Genomic DNA, 20091 nt, shown 5'->3' with positions numbered 1-20091 from the left:
TGAAAATAATACATTGACCGGTGGCTGAATACCTGCAATTTAGGCGGAGGTCGAAGCCACCACATCTAAAATCATTTCAGAATTATCCGCCCCAGCAACGACGAAAAATGGCGCTTTGCATTGAGCAGATTAAGCTGCTGCTGCATAAGTTGCAGTTGTATCTCCTCATCAGGATTATCACGCAGTTGTTTCTGATTGTCGGCAATCATTTGCTCAAGCCGTGTAAGTTTAAGCACATTTACACTGTGCACCGCAGCCTGCCGCAACAACTGACTTTCGGTTTGCACATAAATAAAATGTCGTTCCCAGTCTGACAGCTGATAGGGAATCTGCACCAGATCAACCGCAAGCTGCGAGATATTCTGATCGGGATAATTTACAAAGTAGTTTAAATCGGGAACGTTGCCGTTGTTGATGTGCTGCGTGTATTCACTGAGTACCTGCTGATAAACGGCATGCGTAAATGTAATTTCATCACTCTCCAGTTCGTGCAGCATGAGTTCGGCCAGCGGCACTGTTACTTCAATTTCTTCGCCCAGCTCATCAGTGGTTTTGGCAGTTACAGGCTCCTGTCCGTAGTTGAGCAGCAGGCGCACCAGTTCGCGCTCAAATACTTCGCCCGACTGTACTTTGGCGTGATCGCCCTCGCGCGCCGGCTGATCAGGCACAAACTCATCGGGCGGATATACATCGGGCGGAAGTTCGGGCAGCGGCGCTTCTTTCACCGCCTGCTCATCGTGCTTTTTCTCGTGCAGGCGGCGGCGGAGTTTATTCAGCTCGGTAAGCAGTGCCTGTTCTTCAATATCAAGTATGCGGCTGCACTCTTTTACATACACGCTGCGCGTAATGGCATCGGGAATGAGTGCAATACTGTCCACAATTTCGTGAATGAGTGAGGCGCGTTTGATGGGATCGTTGCCCACATCGGCCTTCAGCAATTCGGTTTTGAAATTGATGAAGTCTTTGGTATTCGCCGAAATAAATTCGCGCAACGCATCGGGCGTTACTTTTTTCGAATACGAATCTGGATCATCGTTATCCGGAAAAAGCAGCACACGCACATTCATACTTTCTTCCAGAATCAGGTTAATCCCTCTGAAACTGGCTTTTATACCGGCCGGATCGCCGTCGTATAAAATGGTAATGTTGCTGGTGTAGCGGCGAATGAGGCGTATCTGCTCCACGGTGAGCGATGTACCCGACGAAGCCACCACGTTTTCAATTCCCGCCTGGTGCATTGAAATCACATCGGTGTAACCTTCTACCAGGTAACACACATCTTCCTGCATAATCGCTTTCTTGGCGAAAAACAGGCCGTAAAGCACATTGCTTTTGTGGTAAATTTCAGTTTCGGGCGAGTTGATGTATTTGGCAACTTTCTTATCGGTCTTGAGTGTGCGGCCGCCAAATGCAATTACACGCCCGCTGGCATTGTGCACCGGAAAAATCACCCGCCCGCGAAAACGATCGAAAAATTTCGACGCATCTTCTTCATTCTGTATCGTTAAACCAGCCTTTACCAGATACTCCAGCTTGTAACCGGCCGCCAGCGCAGCATCGGTCATGTCGCGCCATGTATCAGGGCTGTAACCGAGCTGGAATTTTTCGATAATGTCTTTACGAAATCCGCGTTCGAGAAAATAGCTCAGGCCAATGGCTTTTCCTTCTTCGGTTTCGTGCAGGTTTTTGGTGTAATGTTTCTGTGCAAAGTTGCTGACGATGAACAGGCTTTCGCGTTCGTTTTCCTTAGCGGCCTGTTCGGGGCTTCGCTCCTGCTCTTCAATTTCAATATTGTATTTCCGGGCCAGCCAGCGTAATGCTTCAGGATACGAAAGCTGTTCGTGATCCATCACAAAATTTACCGGATTGCCGCCTTTTCCACAGCCAAAACATTTGTATATGCCGCGTGCAGGCGACACATTAAACGAGGGCGTTTTTTCGTTGTGAAACGGGCAAAGACCAATCATGTTTGCACCGCGCTTTTTGAGCGATACAAACTCTCCGACCACCTCTTCAATGCGGGCGGTTTCGAGAATACGGTCAACGGTTTCCTTCGGAATCATAAGGCTGGCTCACGAAGGTACAAAATGCCTTTCAGGCAGCACTCAGCGAATAAGATTAACAATGCCCCGATGATCAAAGATATTCCCGTCTTTGTCGGTTATGCTTATGAGATACACATACGTATCAATCTGGCATTTTTCGCCGGTTTTTTGCATGCGGCCATCCCAGCCTTCGGCAATGTCGGTGGTGCTGAATATCATATTTCCCCAGCGGTCGAATACATAGAATTTGTATCCTGCAATATAACCGGGATCGCTTACTACCGGCTTAAACACATCGTTTAATCCCGTTCCGTTGGGTGTAAATGCGTTCGGATACCAGATCAGCAGTTCGGGAAGTATAACGATACATTCAGTGGCTGTATCCGGACAAACTCCGCCCGGGCCGGCAGCAATCAGAGTAACGCAAAATGTACCGGTATCGCTGTAGGTGAAACTGGTGTTCTGATCAGTTGAGAAGTTTCCGCCGCCGAAATCCCAGAGCCAGGTAACCGGCGAACCGGTGGAGGCATCGATGAAATTAATTACCGGATTGTTAATGGACGATGCCGGCGGCGAAGCGGTAATGGCTGCTACCGGGCCGGGAATTACATTCACATAGCCCTGCAGCGAGTCGGTATTCTGGCAGCCATCAGCTGAGGTTACGGTGAGGCCCACGGTGTAAGCGCCGTTTACGGTGTAGCAGTGCTGCGGGTTGGCAGTGCCTGCGGTGCCGCCATCGCCAAAGGTCCAGGCCCAGCTGGTAATGTTGCTGTTGGTGACTGTGCTCTGATCGGTAAAATCAGTACAGAGCGGGGCGCAACCACTCAGTGGGGTACCGCTAAATACAACTTGCGGCTTGTGATACACCGTTACGGTTGTATTCACGGTATCGGAGCAGCCGAGTGAATCTGTAACGGTTAGATTTACCGTGTAGGTACCGCCTGCGTTGTAGGCATACTGCGGAAGCTGCAGAGCTGATGTATCGCTGCCGTTGGCTACAGCCGGATCATTAAATTCCCAATGCCAGCTTACAACAGGTCCGTTGCCGGGAATTACAACTGTGCCCTGACTGTTAAAACTGATGAGACTGTCGGGGCAGGCGCTTGTGGCGGTGAATTGTGCAGTGGGGCCGGGCACCACTTCCACTACTACAGTGCCTGAAGTGGTTTGCACGGGTGTGCCGTTGTCGGAGCCTGAAATGAGCAATGTATTGTAGCCGATATTACTTTGCATGCCCGTGAACACACCCGCCAGAACGGCTGTTGAGCCGGGTGTGTTGCTGACCTGGGTATAGCCGGTGCCGCTGGGTGTAACGGTAATGGTGGTAATCTGATTGGTTTCGGGCGAGAGGAAAGTGGCTGAAATGGGCAATGTATCACCCACGCAGAGCGTGAGCGTATCGCACACCTGTGCGGCGTTCATAATGGGCGGTATGTTGTTGCCGTTGCCCACGTTGCAGGCGTTGAAAAAGAACTGCTGATAATCGAGCCAGCTTACCTGACTTGCCGGGCCAAGCGGACCGTTGTATGTAGTTCCCGCCTGGTCGAATGTGCCGATCTGAATAAAATTTACACCATCGCCGGCATTAGCCCCTACGGTAGCGGGTACGCCGCCAAAACCATTGTTCCCGCCAGATGCGTCGCCGGTAGTCCATGCCATATCACCATAGCAAAACGACACGTTGCTGCCTGCCGGAAGCAGCGGATCAAAACCATCGGTAAGGATAAGCTGAAAATCGTTGAGCTTGTCGGCATGCTGGGAAAAATAACCCACCGTTTGCCAGCGAACAATTAAAGCGGAAGGTGTTACTTTGTAATAAACAATACCACTGAGCGGATTCTGTGTATCCACATCCGCCCAGAACGGCGCAATCATATCCACCTGATTGGTAGGAAATCCGCTGGCTGTAAATGTACCGTAAGGATTACTGAACGATACATTCCCGTTATTATTAATAAATAAACTTGTATAAATATTCCCATAAAAACAAAACACAAACGGAATATTAATCAGCGGAGATGAACCGTCGTCGTTCCGGTAATCAGGTGGCATACCAATTGTAAATGGCACCACCTGAAATGTATTGTCAATGGACAACATGCAATTGCAGTTTGCCGGCGCCGACTGGCTAACCGGCGGCTGCACCACGGGTTGTACAGGAGCAGCCGGATTACCTGATGCCTGAATATACAGTCCGCTGTTCAACAATCCGGTAGCCTTGAGGCTGTCCCATTGTGAGGGTGTAATTATTACAGGGGCCTGTGCAAATACAATGCATGCAGCAAACAGCTGCAGCAGCAGGAATACTTTTTTCATGTAACTGGTGTCACTCGGTTTGGGATAAGTGACAGGGTGAATCAGTGGTCGCTCAGTTCAAATATATAAAATATCAGCAAGGCTGTATTGCAGCTAACGGGGAAGCGGGCGTTTATTTAGCTCATATAATGGAAATTCACGATTCAGAGGTGCCATCGGGCCATGTATCAAATGATTTAGCCCGAACACATCCAAGGGTTCAAACGTGCAGCCACTTTGCTCGTCGGGATTTACGACAGGGCGTACCGTTATTTTCAATCCCCGGCCAGTTAAAGGGTGTATAAGCGTATCAAACCGGTAATAACCGTAACTCCTGAACGAAACCCGTAAAGGAATACTGTCGGGCAAACTATCGAATACTACGAAATCCTTAGCAAACGGAAGAGCAACCGTATCTGTTTCCGAAAACAGGTTTTGTTCAGGTCGTTTCAACGCAAGTTCGTTGCCGGCGGTATCTGTCAGCGCCACATGCCAGAAAATCAACTCCTCATCACTGCATAATTTCACACAAAGAGTAGCGGCAGAATCCACAAAGCCTGTTTCTGATTTTACACTAACTGAGTGTGAAAGCGGATGCTGGATATAGCAGGATGAAACACTCAACAGAAAAAGAAGATACACACGCATTACAACCTGTTTTTACAGATAACGCATGGCGGCTAAATTTCCACAATTGAGATCAGGAAACAAAAAGTCAGCGGGACTCCTGTTTTTCCAACCGAATTTTATCGGTGGTTATCTGCTGAAGCAACCAGGCTTCGGCCGGGTCGTGCTGGCTGAAAAAACGGGTTGGCACCACGGGACGATTAATGCGCATGTAGAAGTTGCCGAGAATTTTCATCGCCACACTCGGGCTCACCAATGCCACGGCAATAAAGTGCGAATTGTATTCTGCAGAAGCAGACACCTGCCGCATTTCAGGCGTGGTAACAATATCGCCCTCTGCTTCGAAAATGAGCCCGCAACGTTCCCAGCCGGCCAGCTCAAGTGCCGCCGTGCGATTGTCTATTGCGTGCTCGGCATCAAACGTGGCTCCGGGATGCGCAGTCATTTGCACAATCCTGTTTTGAGGATTGTAGCTTACGGTGGCCGTAGCTGTTTTTACCGGACTGTTATTGGCGTAATGATAGAGCACAGCATTGATTTTATGGGCAAATAAAGGTAGTATCGATTATTCATTTCTTCCAAGCAATTTCTGCCTGATATATATCGGAGTTCGTCGATACGATTTACAGAATTTGTCGAATGTCGTACTTGTTTCCATGTTCCCACATTAAAAAAAACAGCTGCGATTTAAAATCAACCAGTTACCAAAAAGCGAGAAGCACTTATGATTTAACTGCATCCTTTCCCGGATAAAATATTATTTTTATTTGACAACTTTCCTCTGCATGAAACACGTTTACATTTTACTCTTTCTTTGCACTGTATCGGCAACCTCAGCACATGCGCAGCTTGCCGCATCATGTTATGAGGCTACAGCCCAGGTTGATCTTGATATTAATAATGTGCGCGCCCGGATATTAAACGGCGGCGATATGTGGTGGGATTTGCAAAATGCCGGTTATGAAGTACCAAAGGGTGGCAGTTTACACAGTAATTTTGCAAGTTCTTTATTAATAGGGGGGCTTGATGATAACGGACTCCTTCATTTAGCAGCCGGGCATTACCGGCAAAGCGGCATGGATTTCTGGCCCGGACCACTCGATACGGCCACAGCAGCAATTGCCGATTCAACCTGCGCTGCATTTGATAAAATATGGAAGCTGAACCGCGCAGAGGTTGAACAGTTTATTGCCTGCCGCAATTTGCCGGGTTATGTAATTCCCGAAAACATACGCACCTGGCCGGGCAACGGAAGACCCGGACAGGCTCAACGGCTGGCTCCGTTTGAAGATGTGGACGGCGACGGCCTGTACAACCCGAACGCGGGCGATTATCCGGCCTTTGCTCTTTCAGGCATACCCAACAACTGCGATTATCACCTTCAGGGCGATCAATGCCTGTGGTGGGTGTTTAACGACAAAGGCAATACCCACCAGATGAGCGGTGGCAATGCAATGGGCATCGAAATACAACAAATTGCGTTTGCGTTTCGCACCAACAATGTAAACAACGATGCCACATTTTACCGATATACCCTGATTAACCGCAGTAATACACGTTATCACAACACTTGGTTTGGCCGGTTTGATGATGTGGATATCGGACTTTTTTCAGACGACTACAGTGGCTGCGATGTGATGCGGGGACTGGGATATATTTACAACGGAACTACCAACGATGGCGGAAGCCCATCACCTAACCCGGGAACTTATGGCGCACACCCGCCCGCAATTGGCATCGACTTTTTGCAGGGACCGCAAGCCGAGCCGGGCGACGGGATTGACAACGACCGCGATTTTATTACGGATGAATCCGGCGAACGCATCCCGATGGCGATGTATAAGTTCTATAATAGTGATTTCACAATTGCAGGAAACCCTGTTTCGGCACAGGCGCACTATAACTATATGCAGGGAAAATGGCTCGACGGCAGCCAGCAAACGTATGGCGGGAGCGGCATTATGGGTACTGTCCCCTGCATGTTTATGTTTCCCGACAATTCTGATCCGTTTGGTTTTGGCACCGGCAATGTGCCTCAGCCTGCATGGTCTGACGTAACCGAGAGTAATACACCCTCCGACCGGCGAATGCTGGTTACCATGGGGCCGTTTACGCTTGAACCGGGCGAGGTGGAAATTATTACCGAAGCTGTTTGCTGGGCGCGCGACACAAACGGCAATAATTTCGATGCAATTCCCCGGCTTCAGGTTGCCAGCGATTCGGCACAGGCACTTTTCGACCGCTGCTTTTCCATTCCCTGCACACAGCAGGTTGCCCCCGAAATTTTTGTACACCAGTCGGCACCCGGATTCTACTGGTTTTCAGCATCGGGCACGGCCTTGTCGTGGCAATGGAATTTTGGCGACAATACTTCTTCCTCACAGCAATTCCCTTCGCATCAGTTTACGCAAAACGGCACCTACGAAATTTGCCTTGAGGTAAACACCGTCTGCGGCACATTCACATCCTGCCGAACCATAGCCGTGGTTATGAACGAACAACCCGGTTGCGGCCCCGAACTGGTGCGCATTGAAGGACAGGGTTGCGGCTGGCAGGAATTGCGGCTGAAGAAGGAAACGGTAAATGAAATTCTCACCTCGCCCGATCATCGTGCACTTTATCCGAAATACGAAGGCATGCACGGGCCGGTACTGGTGAGGTATGAAAACTACGATCATCTTACCGATGGCGAATATCGCATTGCGTTTGACTCAACCGGTTTTGATTCGGGCTGGAAAATGTGGCGTGTGGGCGCTGCTGATACAGTTTATTCAGACAGCACGCTTGGCAGCGGATACCGGCAGGTGATTCCGCAATGGGGACTGAGTGTGGAAATGCAGCAGGTGGAAGCGCCGGGATCAACACTGAATCCGGTGCGCAACGGCATGCTTTCGGCGTTTGTGCAATGGGGCGATCCGCAAAAGCAATGGCTGGGGGGCGTGGCTGACGATGATGATTTTCCGGGCACTTTCGACTGGATTCTCAGCGGCTCGCGCAATCCGGGAATCAATACACCGTGCGCATCACTGCTGAAAGATGCCAACCTCCTTGGCACCTACCTCGATCCGTCTGAAGATTTTGAGCAGATACTGGGCGGCACCTGGTCGCCATACAGATTATCGGCATCTGCACAGCCAAGTACATCAACCAACCTGTGTCGCGAGTTTGGTGTGTCATGGACCTGGCAGGCATTGGTCAGTCCCTTCGGGCCGCTTACCGATGTGGCCGGTGTGGATGTGGTAATTACGCCCGACCGCAGCAAGTGGTCGCGTTGTGTGGTGTTTGAAACCGGTGTGGCACAAAGCCTCAATCAAGGGCAACGCGGCACACATCTTTTGCGTGACCATGCTTCGGTAGATAAAGACGGGCGCACCGTGGCCGAAGGAGCGTTGTCTGATCCGACAAACCCCGAAGCAGCTGATTATATTGGCGCACAGGGCATGAGCTGGTTTCCGGGCTATGCGATAAATACCGAAACCGGCGAACGGCTCAATATTGCTTTCGGCGAAAACTCCGCACTCGCCATCGAAAACGGCACCGATATGTTGTGGAATCCATCGTCGCGTGTAACAACGTCACTTAACAGTTTACTTTTCGGCGGCATGCATTACATCTATGTATTCGGCCACAACGGCGATGCACGTTACCCGGCCAATTTCATGACGCCCGATTTGCGCAACGAACTTTCGGATGTACCAATGTATGATGAATGCCGTGCCATTTACCGCATCATGTCTTCAAGTGCAGCGGCTACAGAACGACGCGAAGTATTCAGGGATGCCATCTGGACTACCATTCCGCTGCTGCAGCCCGGCCACACCCTGCTCGAAACCGAGGTAAGCATAAGCCTGCGCGTAGCAAAACCTTACAGCAGCTACGCCACCGATACGATTGCGCAAAACAGCAATTATCCGCTCTACGGTTTCCGCATCGAAAAGAAAACAATCTGCTGCAATTTATTTGCCGGACAGGCCACTGCATTTCCCAATCCGTTTCATCAGGAAACAATGATTCTTTTCGATAACCGGAACAACAAACCGTTTACGTTTGAACTGTATGATGTGCGCGGTGCGTTGATACGACGAGAGACTACGCTCAGCGACCGTATTTTTGTGTACGGAGCTGAATTAAGCAACGGCGCTTATCTCTGGCGTATCACCGGAGAAGGCGAGCCTGCACAAACCGGAAAAATTATAAAGTATTAACCCGCGAAAGCGCAAACGAGGCAAGCCAATCTTCGGCTGATTCGAGCCGTGTGAAAAAGCGTGTGGGAATTTCGGGGCGATTGATGCGCAAGTAAAAATTGGCCAGAATTTTCATGGCATGCGATGAACTCATCAGTCCCACCGCATAAAGGCCTTCACAGAACTCAGCCGAAGCCTGAAGCTGACGGGCCTGCGGAGTAGCCGTAATTTCGCCTTCAGTAATAAACAATAATGAAAACAATTGCTGATCAGCAATGCTGAGTGCGGCAGACTTATTCTCCTTTACCTGCTCTACGTCAAACATGGCACCGGCACGTGCAGTGACGTACATAATGCGCTTTTCGGGATCAAAACGGAGGTGTGATGTAGAAGTAAGCGTTTCCATTTGTACTGAATCCAGGGTTATCATGCTGCAACGTTAGCGTTAGCCTCGCCGCTTGATTTGATAGAAAACATGGAAATTGAACAAGGGTTACTTCTTGAGGTATTCGGCCGGAATTTCGCCACCGTAATCAATCTCTTTCTTCACACCATTCAGGTTATATACCCATTTCCCTACATGTTTCCCGTCTTTGTAATATCCTTCTGATGTCATACTTCCGTTTTCGTCGTAGCTCACGGCATATCCCTGACGGAGGCCGTTTTTATATTCTCCCTGGCTGTAAAGTTTTCCGTTCGGATGGAAGGTGAGCCAGGTACCTTGTGCCTGCCCGCCCTGAATGTAGCCGCGTTTAAAGATGATGCCGCTTTCGTAGCGTTCAATATAATCGCCGTTGAAAATGGAGTCGGATACTTTTTTTGTAACGGGAGCCGAAACGGGGCTAACGCTCAAACCGCGGGTCTGTCCGGGTTGGGTAGTTGTATCGGCGTTTGTTATTGGGGCCGGTTTGCCGGAGCAGGCGGCCAGCAGGAGGCAGGTAAAAGCGATAAAGGTGTGTGCAGCGTATTTCATTGGGAAAAAGTATCGGATTCAAAAATACGCAATGTGCAGTGATTGATGCGGGTATGTTTGCGCGCGGCGGAAGCGTATTGATAAGTGGCGGTTACTTACGGCGCTCAGTGGTAAAGATGAGCAGGTCGTTGAGGGCCTTGCGGGCAGGGCCGTCGGGGAAAGTGTTGAGAATATCGAGTGCGCGGCGGCGGTAATCGTACATTTTTTCGGTAGCGTATTGTATGCCGCCGCTTTTGTGTACAAAGGCCACTACGTCTTCCACTTTGCGGGGATCTTCGTTGTGGTTTTTTATGATGTTGATAATGCGGCGGCGCTCAGGTGCGGTGGCATTGTGGAGTGCAAAAATGAGCGGCAGGGTCATTTTTTTCTCTTTAATGTCGATGCCGGTGGGTTTTCCAATCTGCCCTTGTTCGGCGGGATCGCCATAGTCAAACAAATCGTCTTTAATCTGGAAAGCAATGCCGGTGAGCTCACCAAACTCCTGCATTTGTTTCTGCACGGCCTCGTTGTCGGTTACACTGGCAGCTCCGCAGGCGCAACAGGAGGCAATGAGTGAAGCTGTTTTCTGGCGAATGATTTCGAAGTAAACCGGCTCGGCAATATCCAGGCGGCGTGCCTTTTCAATCTGCAGCAGTTCGCCCTCGCTCATTTCACGCACGGCGTTGGATACAATGTGCAGCAGTCTGAAGTCGTTGTGATCAATGGAAAGCAACAAGCCGCGCGAGAGGAGATAATCGCCCACGAGCACGGCTATTTTGTTTTTCCAGAGTGCGTTTACAGAGAAAAAGCCGCGCCGCATGTTCGAGTCATCCACTACATCATCATGTACCAGTGTGGCCGTGTGCAGCAGTTCAATAAGCGCCGCTGCACGATACGTAGAGTCGTTGATCTCTCCGCAAAGCTTGGCCGCCAGAAACACAAACATGGGTCTGATTTGTTTGCCCTTGCGTTTTACGATGTACTGGGTAATCTTATCGAGCAGCGGCACCGAACTTTTCATCGACTGCCGGAACTTCTGCTCGAAAATTTCCATTTCGGCAGCAACCGGCGATTTGATGTCGTTGATATTCGGCATAAACTAAGGGCAAATGTACGCATTGTTTCGCACGCACCGCCACGCTTTAATGCGGCCTTTACCCGAACCGGGATACCAGTAAATCATACAGCTGACGTGGAATCATCACTTCTTTTACCTCGTCTTTTTCAGCTTCCGTTTCCTTGCCTTTGCTGTCTGCTTTTACCGCTACTTCTTTCACCGTAAGGTAAATTTCGTGCAGCTGGTTGTTGGTGTACAAAACCAGCCGGCGAAACGGTCAGGCCGCAAAAAGAAAACGCCCCGGCTGCAATGCTGCCGGGGCGTTTAGCAATCGGGGTAAGTTAACCGATGAGCCGCTGTTCCACTGCAAAGCGGATAAGACCGGCTGTGTTTTTCACGTTGATTTTGCGCAGCAGATTGCGGCGGTGTGTTTCCACGGTGGGAATGCTGATGTGCAGTGCATCGGCAATTTGCTTGGTGCTGTATTGCTGGGCAATGAGCTGAAGCACTTCCAGTTCGCGGCGGGTGATGCTGCGCACGCGGGCATCGTCTTCGGGCGAACTCATGTTGCGCAGCAGCGCCTTGAGTTCGTTTTCCGTTTCGGTTTGCTGCGTAATATCAAGCGCCACGCAAAGCAGCAGTTTGGGCATACCGTTGGCATGACGTTCAAACACACTGAAACGGCTGTTGAACCGGAGTGTATCGCCAAAACGGTTGGTCATGCGGCAAATCTGCTGAAACACATGCTGATTTTCATCGGCAAGTGCATTGGCTGCATCAGCAATACGGTTTTGTTCCTCGCTTTCGAGCACGGCATCAAAAAATGCACCGCCACGTTCAATCGCTTCCTCAGCCGTCCAGCCAAGCAATGATTCCATTTGCGGGTTTGCCCACTTCAGGCTTCGGTTTGCCGGATCAATCATCATTACCAGTGCCGGAATATGCGTTAAAATCTGCTCCAGCAAACGCTGGTTGTCACGCAATTCACGGGTCAGGTTTTCGAGCGCGTCAGAAGCAGCTTTCAGCTCACCGAGTGCACCGCTGGCATCAGCCAGGCGCGATGTCAGTACATCGAAATCAGGTTGGGTTTTCATGGGTCTGTATTTCTGTTTTCAATTGCACATGATTACATAAACACGGTTTCATGCAATTGTTTTCACGCAATTGTTTTCCCCGACATGGGATGGAAAAACAAACGCGTTTTCTATGCAAGATATGGTAGAAAACGATGATACGCACCCAGAAGTTTCGGATAATAGACCAACGCCCCAAAACACCTGTTGAAACATCTTATCCAACCGACCTACGCCAGCACACAGATAAAGAGTTTTTGAGCCTTGTTATCACGCAAAGTATAAAGCGATTGAAAACCCACTTCAGCAATAATGAAATTTACATCGGCCGACTTATACTCTTCTTCCACGCGGCGTATATCAAGCCCTGCGAGTTCGTCTTTCGACTGATAGCGAATGTAGAGTTTGAGGGTAAAGTCTTTGTCGAGTAACGTTTCATCGTTCCCGGTTTGCCCCTGTTCTTCTTTGAGCCGTCGAAGTTTGTTGAGCTTTTTATAGGCATACTTATAATTATAGGTAAGTGCCGAAATATCAGACAGTACTGCGCTTCCGGTGGGATGGCTTCCGGCGCCTTTACCGGTAAATGTTTGTTTGCACGAGTATGCGCCTTCTACCTCAATGCCGTTGTATTCGTATTGCACTTTATACAGTTCATCATCGGCTTTTACAAAATGCGGCAATACGTAAACTCTGAATTTATCGCCTGCTTTTGCGGCATAGCCAATGAGACGTATGCGCAGCCCTTTTTCACGGGCGTAGCGGATATCGGCAAAGCTGATGTGCTGGATGCCCAGATTAAGAATCTGTTCGGGCTTAAGCACAATACCAAAGGCATGAATACTCAGCAGCAGTGTTTTATACATTGTATCGTATCCGGCCACATCCGACCAGGGATCCGCTTCGGCAAAACCGCTTTGCTGGGCATCACGGAGCACATCCGCATAATCGCGGCCTTCAAGTTCCATTCGCGTGAGGATGTAGTTGGTGGTGCCGTTGAGGATGCCGCGTATGCTGCTCAGCAATTCATTATCGTAATACTCTTCGAGTGTGCGGATAATAGGAATACTTCCTCCGGCCGATCCTTCGTATATGAGCGCCGTACCATGCGCCTCCTGCAAACGATGCAGTTCGCTGAAATAGGTAGCAAGCATTTTTTTGCTGGCACTTACCACATTTACACCATTACTTAAAGCCCTGCTTACTATGCGGTAGGCCTCATCGGTATCGGTAATCATTTCCACCACCACGTCAATATCGTTGCGGCCCAGAATATCTTCTTTATTAAAGGTAATCAGCGAACTGTTTACCCGGCGTTCCTTTGCCGGATCCTTCACACAAATACGGGCAATATCAGCCTGAAATACTTCTGAATGGTTTAACACATCGTAGAGCCCCTGCCCCACGCATCCGAACCCGAAAAGGGCTACTGAGAGTTTTTCGTTACTCATAAAATCGGTAACTGCCCGGCGGTGCAGCCTTTGTTTCTGATTTGATTTTCACGCCGGCCGCCGCCGGGTGGTGTGTTGAACAATTATGAACGAATTGCCGGCCTTTGAGCTTCGGCCCAAGCAATGGAATTACGTTTTACAACATCCGCGCATTCGGCAGGCGGGTAGCTGGTGGTTTGAGTGAATGGCTGATCGCAAATCGGGTCTCATCTGTATATTCTGTTTGTTGGCTTGGGTTTAAAAATCAGATCGGAATGAAGTGGTATGAAATAAAAAAAGCCCTCCGGTTTTACCGGGAGGGCTTCGCTCAACACACCAACAATCAACTTAGTTATGACGCAGGTGTTCCCGGTTCGATGCGGATGCAACGACACATACACATGCTGGCGCACATGTAAGTAATTCGGGCTGCGGACACAACAGGTCTCATGTTGAAATCTTGGATATTTTGATTACGCTGTTTTGCCTGACAGACGTAACTGTGTTTCTAAATTCATAGCAAATATATAGAGATTTAATTCACATCTGCAAGCAATCGCGTTATTTTTAAGTTACGGATTATACCTTAAAGTCAGAAGCGGTCTTTTATGCACCGATCTGAAAGCAAGTCATTTGCCCTGATTTGAACTTACGTCTAAATCGGTGTAAATGCAGTAAAAAAATTTCGGGCAGCCCCTTATTTTATTTTCACAAAAGTAGCCACGGGCCTGAAAAGTCCCTTTTGCTGAAGTTGTTTAAGCTGTGCCGGGGTGGCCGCCACAATAAAATAGTTATCGTCGGGTTTATTGCGGCTAAAGGGGGTGATTTGCGAAAAAGTGCCAGAATTATCCGTATCACGCCCCGAATTAGCCATACGCTGGGCAATGGCTCGTTTTTCTTCGCGGTTGAGGCTGGGCACGGCAATTATGAGTTGTTTCTTGCGTACCGAAATCTGCATGACTTTCCAGGTGGCCGAATCGGCGCGTGTACTGAGCCACCAGCTTGCGTTCCAGGCTTTAAGGGTGGTATCGCGGCCAAGCTGGTAATGGTTTACCGTGCGCGAAACAATGATCATGGAATCACCGCTTACGCGCTCAACTGAGCGGAAGTCGCCGGCGCGGAACACGTATTTGCCGGCTGTATTGCGGCTAATTCCCATGCGGCTTGTATCGGCCAGCGGCACAGTGCGGCGCGAACTACGGGCCAAGCTCAGCCGGCGGGGGGCAATGGTAAGGGTATCGGAGCCGCTGGCCCACACGCCACGCAGCACGGCCGGAACCTCGGGCAGAGCCGCCACGCCCTGCGGCTGCTCGGTAGTAAAACGCACGTCGCCGTCGCAAGAGGCAAACAGCACCGGCAGAAAAACGGAAAACAAAAGGGATATGCGGCTGATCATGCCAGTAAGCTATGGAAAAATCGTGCCGCTTTCGCGGAAAATCAGAAACGGCGGTGCTCCTGCACGTAGCCGGTAATATAATCCACTATGGTTTTGGTATCGGTGCCGGGCGGAAACAAACGGCCCACACCCATTTCATTCAGCTTTTTCATATCGGCATCGGGAATAATGCCGCCGCCGGTAAGCAGCACATCATTAAGCCCCTTCTCCTTCATTAACGTCTGTATTTTCGGGAAAACCGTCATGTGCGCACCCGAAAGAATGCTCACCCCAATGGCATCCACATCTTCCTGCAACGCCGCATTCACCACCATTTCGGGTGTTTGCCGCAACCCGGTGTAAATTACTTCCATCCCCGCATCGCGCAGGAACGACGCAATTACCTTAGCTCCCCGGTCATGGCCGTCGAGCCCTACCTTAGCTACAAGCACGCGTATGGGTCGATTCATCATGCGCAAATTTAGCAAAATGTTTTGCTGCCCGTAATTTCCGGCATTTCTCACTTCTTTCTTCACTAATTATCCCACATGCTACAAAACCGAACAATCATTCTGTTTTTATTTTTCTGTATATCAAATATTTAGCCAATAAACGAGCAAATATTTTTGCTCTTATAAAATAAACCGGGCTATTTTTGCGACCGAATAACTGTTCTGTTTTTGTATTTCAGATGACACGCATTACTTCCGATACCGAAAAAAAACTGGCCATACTTAATGCCACGCTGCGCCTCATCCGCAACAACGGCTTTCACAATGCGCCCATGTCGCAGGTGGCCAAAGAAGCCGGCGTGGGCACAGGCACAATCTATCATCACTTTGTAAGTAAGGAAGCAATTATTGCCGCGTTGTATGCACAGCAAAAAGAACACATGGGCCGCGCCCTGCTCAAAGGCGATAAACCGGGCGACAATTACCGCGAACGGTTTTTCCGTTTCTGGATGAATCTTTACAAGCATTTCGTAAGCAATCCCGACGGATTTCTGTTTCTCGAACAGTACGCCAATTCGCCCTATATCGCCACCCACACCCGCGAGGAAAATGAACATTTCTACGCCCCCGTAGTGGCATTCATTGCTCAAGGTGTAAAACACGGCATCCTGCGTAATATGGATCCTGAATTGCTGGTGGGGCTGATTTACGGCAACATTACCACCTGCGTAAAACTTCACCTCAGCGGTCAGTATAAAATGAACCCGACCCGCCTTAAACAAGCAGTTCAAACTACTTGGGACGGGGTAAAAATTGATTAAAAATTTAAATGTGAACCGAATGTTCGTTCGGCAAAAACCAACACCATGAAAAAAACCGTTCTTATTACCGGCACTTCATCAGGCATAGGCCGCGCTACAGTAAAGTATTTCAGCGATCGCGGCTGGAACGTAGCCGCCACCATGCGCACACCTGCAAAAGAAACCGAACTGCAGCAGCTGCCCAATGTAAAACTCTACGCGCTTGATGTAACTGACGAAAACAGTATTACACAGGCCATCAAGGCCACCATTACCGATTTTGGCGGTATTGATGTACTGGTGAATAATGCCGGCTACGGTGCCATCGGTATTTTCGAAGCGGCCACACCGCAGCAGATTCAGCGGCAGTTTGATACCAATGTGTTTGGTGTAATGAATGTAACACGCGCCATTTTGCCCCACTTCCGCGCAAAGAAGAACGGCACGATTGTGAACGTAACCTCAATGGGCGGCATTATTACCTTTCCCATTTACAGTGTATATCACGGCACCAAATGGGCGGTTGAAGGCTGGGCCGAAGCACTGGCGTTTGAACTGCGGCCGTTTAATATTAAAGTAAAAAACGTAGAGCCCGGCGCCATCAAAACCGATTTCTACGACCGTTCGCAGGACTTGTTTTCGAAAGAAGGATTAACCGCTTACGACAACTACCAGGCGATAACGTTTAAAAACTCACAGGCCGCAGGCGCAAACGCACCGGGCCCCGAAGTAGTGGCGAAAACAATTTTCAAAGCGGCTTCCTCATCCAGCTTTAAACTCCGCTATCCGGCAGGCATGCAGGCCAAAGCCATACTTATTTTACGCCGCACCGTACCGCTGAGCTGGTACAGAAGCCTGGTGCGTGCTATTGTGGAAAAAGGATTTAAAGGTTAATTCAATACCGGATGTGATGACAGAATCAATGCACAATTATTTCCGTGCCGAGAAAGCAGAGGCACTTTTGTTTCTGGCTGCCGGTGTGTTTGCGCTGGCCTTTGCCTGCTGGGCATTCTTTGTATCGAAAGAAAAGTTTTATGCCGGAATGGCCATACCGGTTTTGCTGGTGGGCCTGATACAGATGGTGGTAGGCGCAACCGTGTTTTTCCGCACCGGGCAGCAGGTGGCTGCGCTTGATGCACAATTCGCAACCGATGCGGCAGGATTTGCAACAGCCGAAACAGCACGTATGATTGTGGTGATGCGTAATTTCACAATTTACAAATGGGTTGAAATTGCGTTTGTGCTGAGCGGCGTGGCTCTGCTTGTATTTCGTGCAGCAAATTTCTGGCAGGGGCTGGCGCTTGGGTTGCTCATGCAGGGCACACTCATGCTCACTCTTGATATCTTTGCCGAACGGCGCGGCGAGCGCTATCAGCACAACATACAGCAACTCATTACTACCTGATCATGGCCGAAACCTGGCACCACAACCCCGATCTTCCTTTCGTACGCCACGATGTGCGTGGCAACCGGATGATTAACGGACGCTACACCGGCATGGAAAACGAAATGCCGGTTGGGTTTAAAACGGTAATGAAATGGATGTTTTCGGCCAATCCGCAGCGCGCCGAGAAAAAGACGGATACATTCAGGCTCGCTGTACGCAGCGACCGCCGCATTTTTACCGAGCCGCATGACGCCTTTAACTGGCTGGGGCACTCGGCGTTTCTGCTGCGCGTGCATGGCAAACTCATGCTTACGGATCCGTGTTTGCTCAGCTCCACCGGACTAAAGCGTTTGGTACCATCGCCTTTTGCGCCCGAAAGCATTACCGGGCTCGATGCCGTGCTCCTCTCGCACGCGCACCGCGATCATCTCGACGAAAACAGCATGAAACGCATCATTGCCGCAAACCCGCAGGCGGTGTATTATGTGCCCATGCATACCGCGAAGCTGCTGCAAAAGCTGGGCGCAAAACACATTGTGGAAGCCGCGTGGTATCAGCAGTATCCTGCAATCGGCGGCAATGGCCCCGAAGTAATTTTCATGCCGGCCAAGCACTGGAACCGGCGCTGGCTCAACGATACAAACCGCACGCTCTGGGGCAGTTTCATCATTCGCACCCAAGCGCGTACCGTATATTTCGCCGGCGACACCGCCATGGCCGCACACTTCCGCGAAACAGGCACACTGTTTCCAAACATCTCACACGCCTTCATCCCCGTAGGCGCCTACAAGCCGCAATACATGATGCAAAGCGCCCACATCGGCCCCAACGAAGCCCTGCAAGGCTTCCACGACCTCGGCGCACAGCATTTCATCCCCATGCACTTCGGCACCTACGACCTCTCCGACGAACCCCTCGGCGAGCCGCTGCGCATAATGCAGGCACATGAAAAAGAAGGACGTTTGAATGGCCGCCTGCTTGCGCCCGATGTAGGCGAAACGGTACGGATGTGATTTGACCTTACGGCAAAGCCACAATGCTGCGGAAGGTTTCAGCCGCCAAAGGCAACAAACTTCCTGCTGAACCAACGCTGCGGAAAGTTTTAGTCGCCAAAGGCGACAAACTTTCTGCTGAACTTAAACAAGTCTCCAGACTTGTTCAACCAAAGATGCTGCTTACAATGTTCCAAATAACTAGCCTGAGCCATCAGCACACAATGCAACACCTCACACCGTTACAGAAATCAAGTTGCTCCCCACAATCACCTCATTCCACAAATCAATAGTTCAGGAGCGAACAAAATGGCTCAATATCACACCACCTGTACGCGCTTTACGCTGCAAGTCCTCCCCAAACTTCACAAAAAAAATTGCATGCACTCAGGTCCGGGCTTTTCCCCCGCAATTTCTGCGGGAGCAATCGCGGCTGGAATAAATACCGCTTGGTGTTTCAAAAAATCAGATTCAAATACTACCCGAAATCAACACCCTCACCACGCAACCTCACTCCTTCCCCATCCCCTTCCGGTTAAACCGGATCCCGATCATAAGCTCGTGCGTACCGGTGCTGTAATTACGCAAATTAGTTGTTGTAAAATCATACGCATAACTCAGCATCAGATTTTCACGGTACCAGAAACCGAAGTTGGCTGTAACCGCATCAAGGTGACGATACGCTGCACCCAGCCAAACTTTCCGCTTGTAAATCACCCGCACACCGGCATCAAACTGTACAGGCACCGGCGCCACATACTTCACCAGCACCGATGGTTCCACCACAAAATCATCACCCACACGTTGGCGGTAGCCGGCCATAGCAAAATAATGCCTGCTCATTACGCTGGTCGTATTCGACATATAGTCGAAAAACTTCAGTTTGTTTTGCTGCAGCTGCATGGCCGAAGCACCCACCCAGAATTTATCATTGTGCAGCATGATGCCGCCGCTGAAATCGGGTGTGAGCACTGTTTGCAGGCCGTTGATGAGCACATTGTCGCCGGGATCGTGAAGCTGAATTTTATGCCCGTCGATCATAAACTGCAGAATGCCGGCCTGCAAGCCAAACGAGAGTTTGAGTTTTTGCGTAAGCGGTGCGTGGTAGGAATACGAAAGATAAAAACCGGTACGGCGTGTGGGGCCTACATTATCGGTAAACAATTGGCCGCCCACACCCATGTTGCGGTATTTGAGCGGACCGTTTAAACTGAGTATGTACGTGCGTGGCGCATCAGTAATACCACCCCATTGGTAGCGGTTGGAGGAAAGGCCGGTGAAATAAGGATTTCGTCCGCCCGCAGCCGGATTAAGCACATACTCATTGAGTACATACTGGCTGTAATGCGGCAACTGCTGCGCGGCCAGCGGCGAAGCAAACAGCAGCAAAGCAGAAAAGATATGCAGCGTAGTTTTTTTCATGGC

The 20091-nt window shown here is 50.0% G+C and carries 18 protein-coding genes; 5 read left to right on the top strand and 13 right to left on the bottom strand.

What is annotated here, in order from left to right; genetic code table 11:
- Positions 1-71: 71 nt before the first annotated feature.
- The 4 genes from IM638_00530 to IM638_00515 all read right to left on the bottom strand — a co-directional run bounded on the left by IM638_00530 (position 72) and on the right by IM638_00515 (position 5496).
- On the bottom strand, positions 72-2063 hold the full coding sequence (locus tag IM638_00530) for a DNA primase (GenBank protein ID MCA6361497.1): 1992 nt from the start codon (positions 2061-2063) through the stop codon (positions 72-74).
- 42 nt (positions 2064-2105) lie between these two features.
- Positions 2106-4361, bottom strand: a complete 2256-nt coding sequence (locus IM638_00525) for a PKD domain-containing protein (protein ID MCA6361496.1) — start codon at positions 4359-4361, stop codon at positions 2106-2108.
- Positions 4362-4454: 93 nt separating this feature from the next.
- Positions 4455-4982 carry a hypothetical protein gene (locus IM638_00520; GenBank protein ID MCA6361495.1) on the bottom strand — a complete coding sequence of 176 codons (528 nt, stop codon included), beginning with the start codon at positions 4980-4982 and terminating at the stop codon, positions 4455-4457.
- A 73-nt stretch (positions 4983-5055) separates the two neighbouring features.
- Positions 5056-5496, bottom strand: coding sequence for a hypothetical protein (locus tag IM638_00515; protein ID MCA6361494.1), 441 nt, complete (start codon positions 5494-5496; stop codon positions 5056-5058).
- A gap of 256 nt (positions 5497-5752) precedes the next feature.
- On the opposite strand from IM638_00515, the gene IM638_00510 reads away from it, so the two are divergent.
- On the top strand, positions 5753-9172 hold the full coding sequence (locus IM638_00510) for a T9SS type A sorting domain-containing protein (GenBank protein MCA6361493.1): 3420 nt from the start codon (positions 5753-5755) through the stop codon (positions 9170-9172).
- Here IM638_00510 and IM638_00505 read toward each other — a convergent pair.
- From IM638_00505 to IM638_00470, 8 genes are all read right to left on the bottom strand, one after another.
- Complete coding sequence (locus IM638_00505) at positions 9159-9581, bottom strand: hypothetical protein (GenBank protein ID MCA6361492.1); 423 nt, start codon at positions 9579-9581, stop codon at positions 9159-9161. The genes IM638_00510 and IM638_00505 overlap by 14 nt on opposite strands.
- A gap of 63 nt (positions 9582-9644) precedes the next feature.
- The gene (locus IM638_00500) at positions 9645-10124 is read right to left on the bottom strand and encodes a hypothetical protein (protein ID MCA6361491.1); all 480 of its coding nucleotides are present in this window, start codon (positions 10122-10124) and stop codon (positions 9645-9647) included.
- Between the two features lie 91 nt (positions 10125-10215).
- The gene (locus tag IM638_00495; protein MCA6361490.1) at positions 10216-11199 is read right to left on the bottom strand and encodes a polyprenyl synthetase family protein; all 984 of its coding nucleotides are present in this window, start codon (positions 11197-11199) and stop codon (positions 10216-10218) included.
- Positions 11200-11257: 58 nt separating this feature from the next.
- A complete protein-coding gene (locus IM638_00490) occupies positions 11258-11419 on the bottom strand; it encodes a hypothetical protein (protein ID MCA6361489.1) in 162 nt (53 codons plus the stop codon).
- 82 nt (positions 11420-11501) lie between these two features.
- Positions 11502-12254, bottom strand: a complete 753-nt coding sequence (locus IM638_00485; protein ID MCA6361488.1) for a helix-turn-helix transcriptional regulator — start codon at positions 12252-12254, stop codon at positions 11502-11504.
- A gap of 209 nt (positions 12255-12463) precedes the next feature.
- A complete protein-coding gene (locus IM638_00480; protein MCA6361487.1) occupies positions 12464-13681 on the bottom strand; it encodes a homoserine dehydrogenase in 1218 nt (405 codons plus the stop codon).
- Between the two features lie 676 nt (positions 13682-14357).
- Positions 14358-15056, bottom strand: a complete 699-nt coding sequence (locus IM638_00475) for a hypothetical protein (GenBank protein MCA6361486.1) — start codon at positions 15054-15056, stop codon at positions 14358-14360.
- A gap of 41 nt (positions 15057-15097) precedes the next feature.
- Positions 15098-15505, bottom strand: coding sequence for a cobalamin B12-binding domain-containing protein (locus IM638_00470; GenBank protein ID MCA6361485.1), 408 nt, complete (start codon positions 15503-15505; stop codon positions 15098-15100).
- Positions 15506-15726: 221 nt separating this feature from the next.
- Between IM638_00470 and IM638_00465 the strand changes: the two genes are divergently transcribed.
- From IM638_00465 to IM638_00450, 4 genes are read left to right on the top strand one after another with little or no spacing between them, the layout of a single operon-like run.
- On the top strand, positions 15727-16308 hold the full coding sequence (locus IM638_00465; GenBank protein MCA6361484.1) for a TetR/AcrR family transcriptional regulator: 582 nt from the start codon (positions 15727-15729) through the stop codon (positions 16306-16308).
- A 45-nt stretch (positions 16309-16353) separates the two neighbouring features.
- Complete coding sequence (locus IM638_00460; GenBank protein MCA6361483.1) at positions 16354-17181, top strand: SDR family oxidoreductase; 828 nt, start codon at positions 16354-16356, stop codon at positions 17179-17181.
- 16 nt (positions 17182-17197) lie between these two features.
- Positions 17198-17692 carry a hypothetical protein gene (locus tag IM638_00455; GenBank protein MCA6361482.1) on the top strand — a complete coding sequence of 165 codons (495 nt, stop codon included), beginning with the start codon at positions 17198-17200 and terminating at the stop codon, positions 17690-17692.
- 2 nt (positions 17693-17694) lie between these two features.
- A complete protein-coding gene (locus IM638_00450; GenBank protein ID MCA6361481.1) occupies positions 17695-18687 on the top strand; it encodes an MBL fold metallo-hydrolase in 993 nt (330 codons plus the stop codon).
- Between the two features lie 489 nt (positions 18688-19176).
- On the opposite strand, the gene IM638_00445 is transcribed toward IM638_00450, so the two are convergent.
- Positions 19177-20088: a type IX secretion system membrane protein PorP/SprF gene (locus IM638_00445; protein MCA6361480.1), complete on the bottom strand. Its 912-nt coding sequence runs from the start codon at positions 20086-20088 to the stop codon at positions 19177-19179.
- Between the last annotated feature and the right edge of the window lie 3 nt (positions 20089-20091).

The organism is Bacteroidota bacterium, from assembly GCA_020402865.1.
In the GTDB taxonomy this organism is placed as follows: domain Bacteria; phylum Bacteroidota; class Bacteroidia; order Palsa-965; family Palsa-965.
Note: the sequence above shows the minus strand (reverse complement) of the source record. Positions and strands in the feature narration are given on the sequence as shown.

Excerpts from the sequence above, each read along its gene's own strand:
- IM638_00525 (MCA6361496.1), bottom strand. The coding sequence starts at position 4,361 with ATGAAAAAAGTATTCCTGCTGCTGCAGCTGTTTGCTGCATGCATTGTA.
- IM638_00450 (MCA6361481.1), top strand. The coding sequence starts at position 17,695 with ATGGCCGAAACCTGGCACCACAACCCCGATCTTCCTTTCGTACGCCAC.
- IM638_00480 (MCA6361487.1), bottom strand. The coding sequence starts at position 13,681 with ATGAGTAACGAAAAACTCTCAGTAGCCCTTTTCGGGTTCGGATGCGTG.
- IM638_00530 (MCA6361497.1), bottom strand. The coding sequence starts at position 2,063 with ATGATTCCGAAGGAAACCGTTGACCGTATTCTCGAAACCGCCCGCATT.
- IM638_00485 (MCA6361488.1), bottom strand. The coding sequence starts at position 12,254 with ATGAAAACCCAACCTGATTTCGATGTACTGACATCGCGCCTGGCTGAT.
- IM638_00505 (MCA6361492.1), bottom strand. The coding sequence starts at position 9,581 with ATGATAACCCTGGATTCAGTACAAATGGAAACGCTTACTTCTACATCA.
- IM638_00475 (MCA6361486.1), bottom strand. The coding sequence starts at position 15,056 with ATGATCAGCCGCATATCCCTTTTGTTTTCCGTTTTTCTGCCGGTGCTG.
- IM638_00470 (MCA6361485.1), bottom strand. The coding sequence starts at position 15,505 with ATGAATCGACCCATACGCGTGCTTGTAGCTAAGGTAGGGCTCGACGGC.
- IM638_00445 (MCA6361480.1), bottom strand. The coding sequence starts at position 20,088 with ATGAAAAAAACTACGCTGCATATCTTTTCTGCTTTGCTGCTGTTTGCT.
- IM638_00465 (MCA6361484.1), top strand. The coding sequence starts at position 15,727 with ATGACACGCATTACTTCCGATACCGAAAAAAAACTGGCCATACTTAAT.
- IM638_00510 (MCA6361493.1), top strand. The coding sequence starts at position 5,753 with ATGAAACACGTTTACATTTTACTCTTTCTTTGCACTGTATCGGCAACC.
- IM638_00495 (MCA6361490.1), bottom strand. The coding sequence starts at position 11,199 with ATGCCGAATATCAACGACATCAAATCGCCGGTTGCTGCCGAAATGGAA.
- IM638_00455 (MCA6361482.1), top strand. The coding sequence starts at position 17,198 with ATGACAGAATCAATGCACAATTATTTCCGTGCCGAGAAAGCAGAGGCA.
- IM638_00500 (MCA6361491.1), bottom strand. The coding sequence starts at position 10,124 with ATGAAATACGCTGCACACACCTTTATCGCTTTTACCTGCCTCCTGCTG.
- IM638_00460 (MCA6361483.1), top strand. The coding sequence starts at position 16,354 with ATGAAAAAAACCGTTCTTATTACCGGCACTTCATCAGGCATAGGCCGC.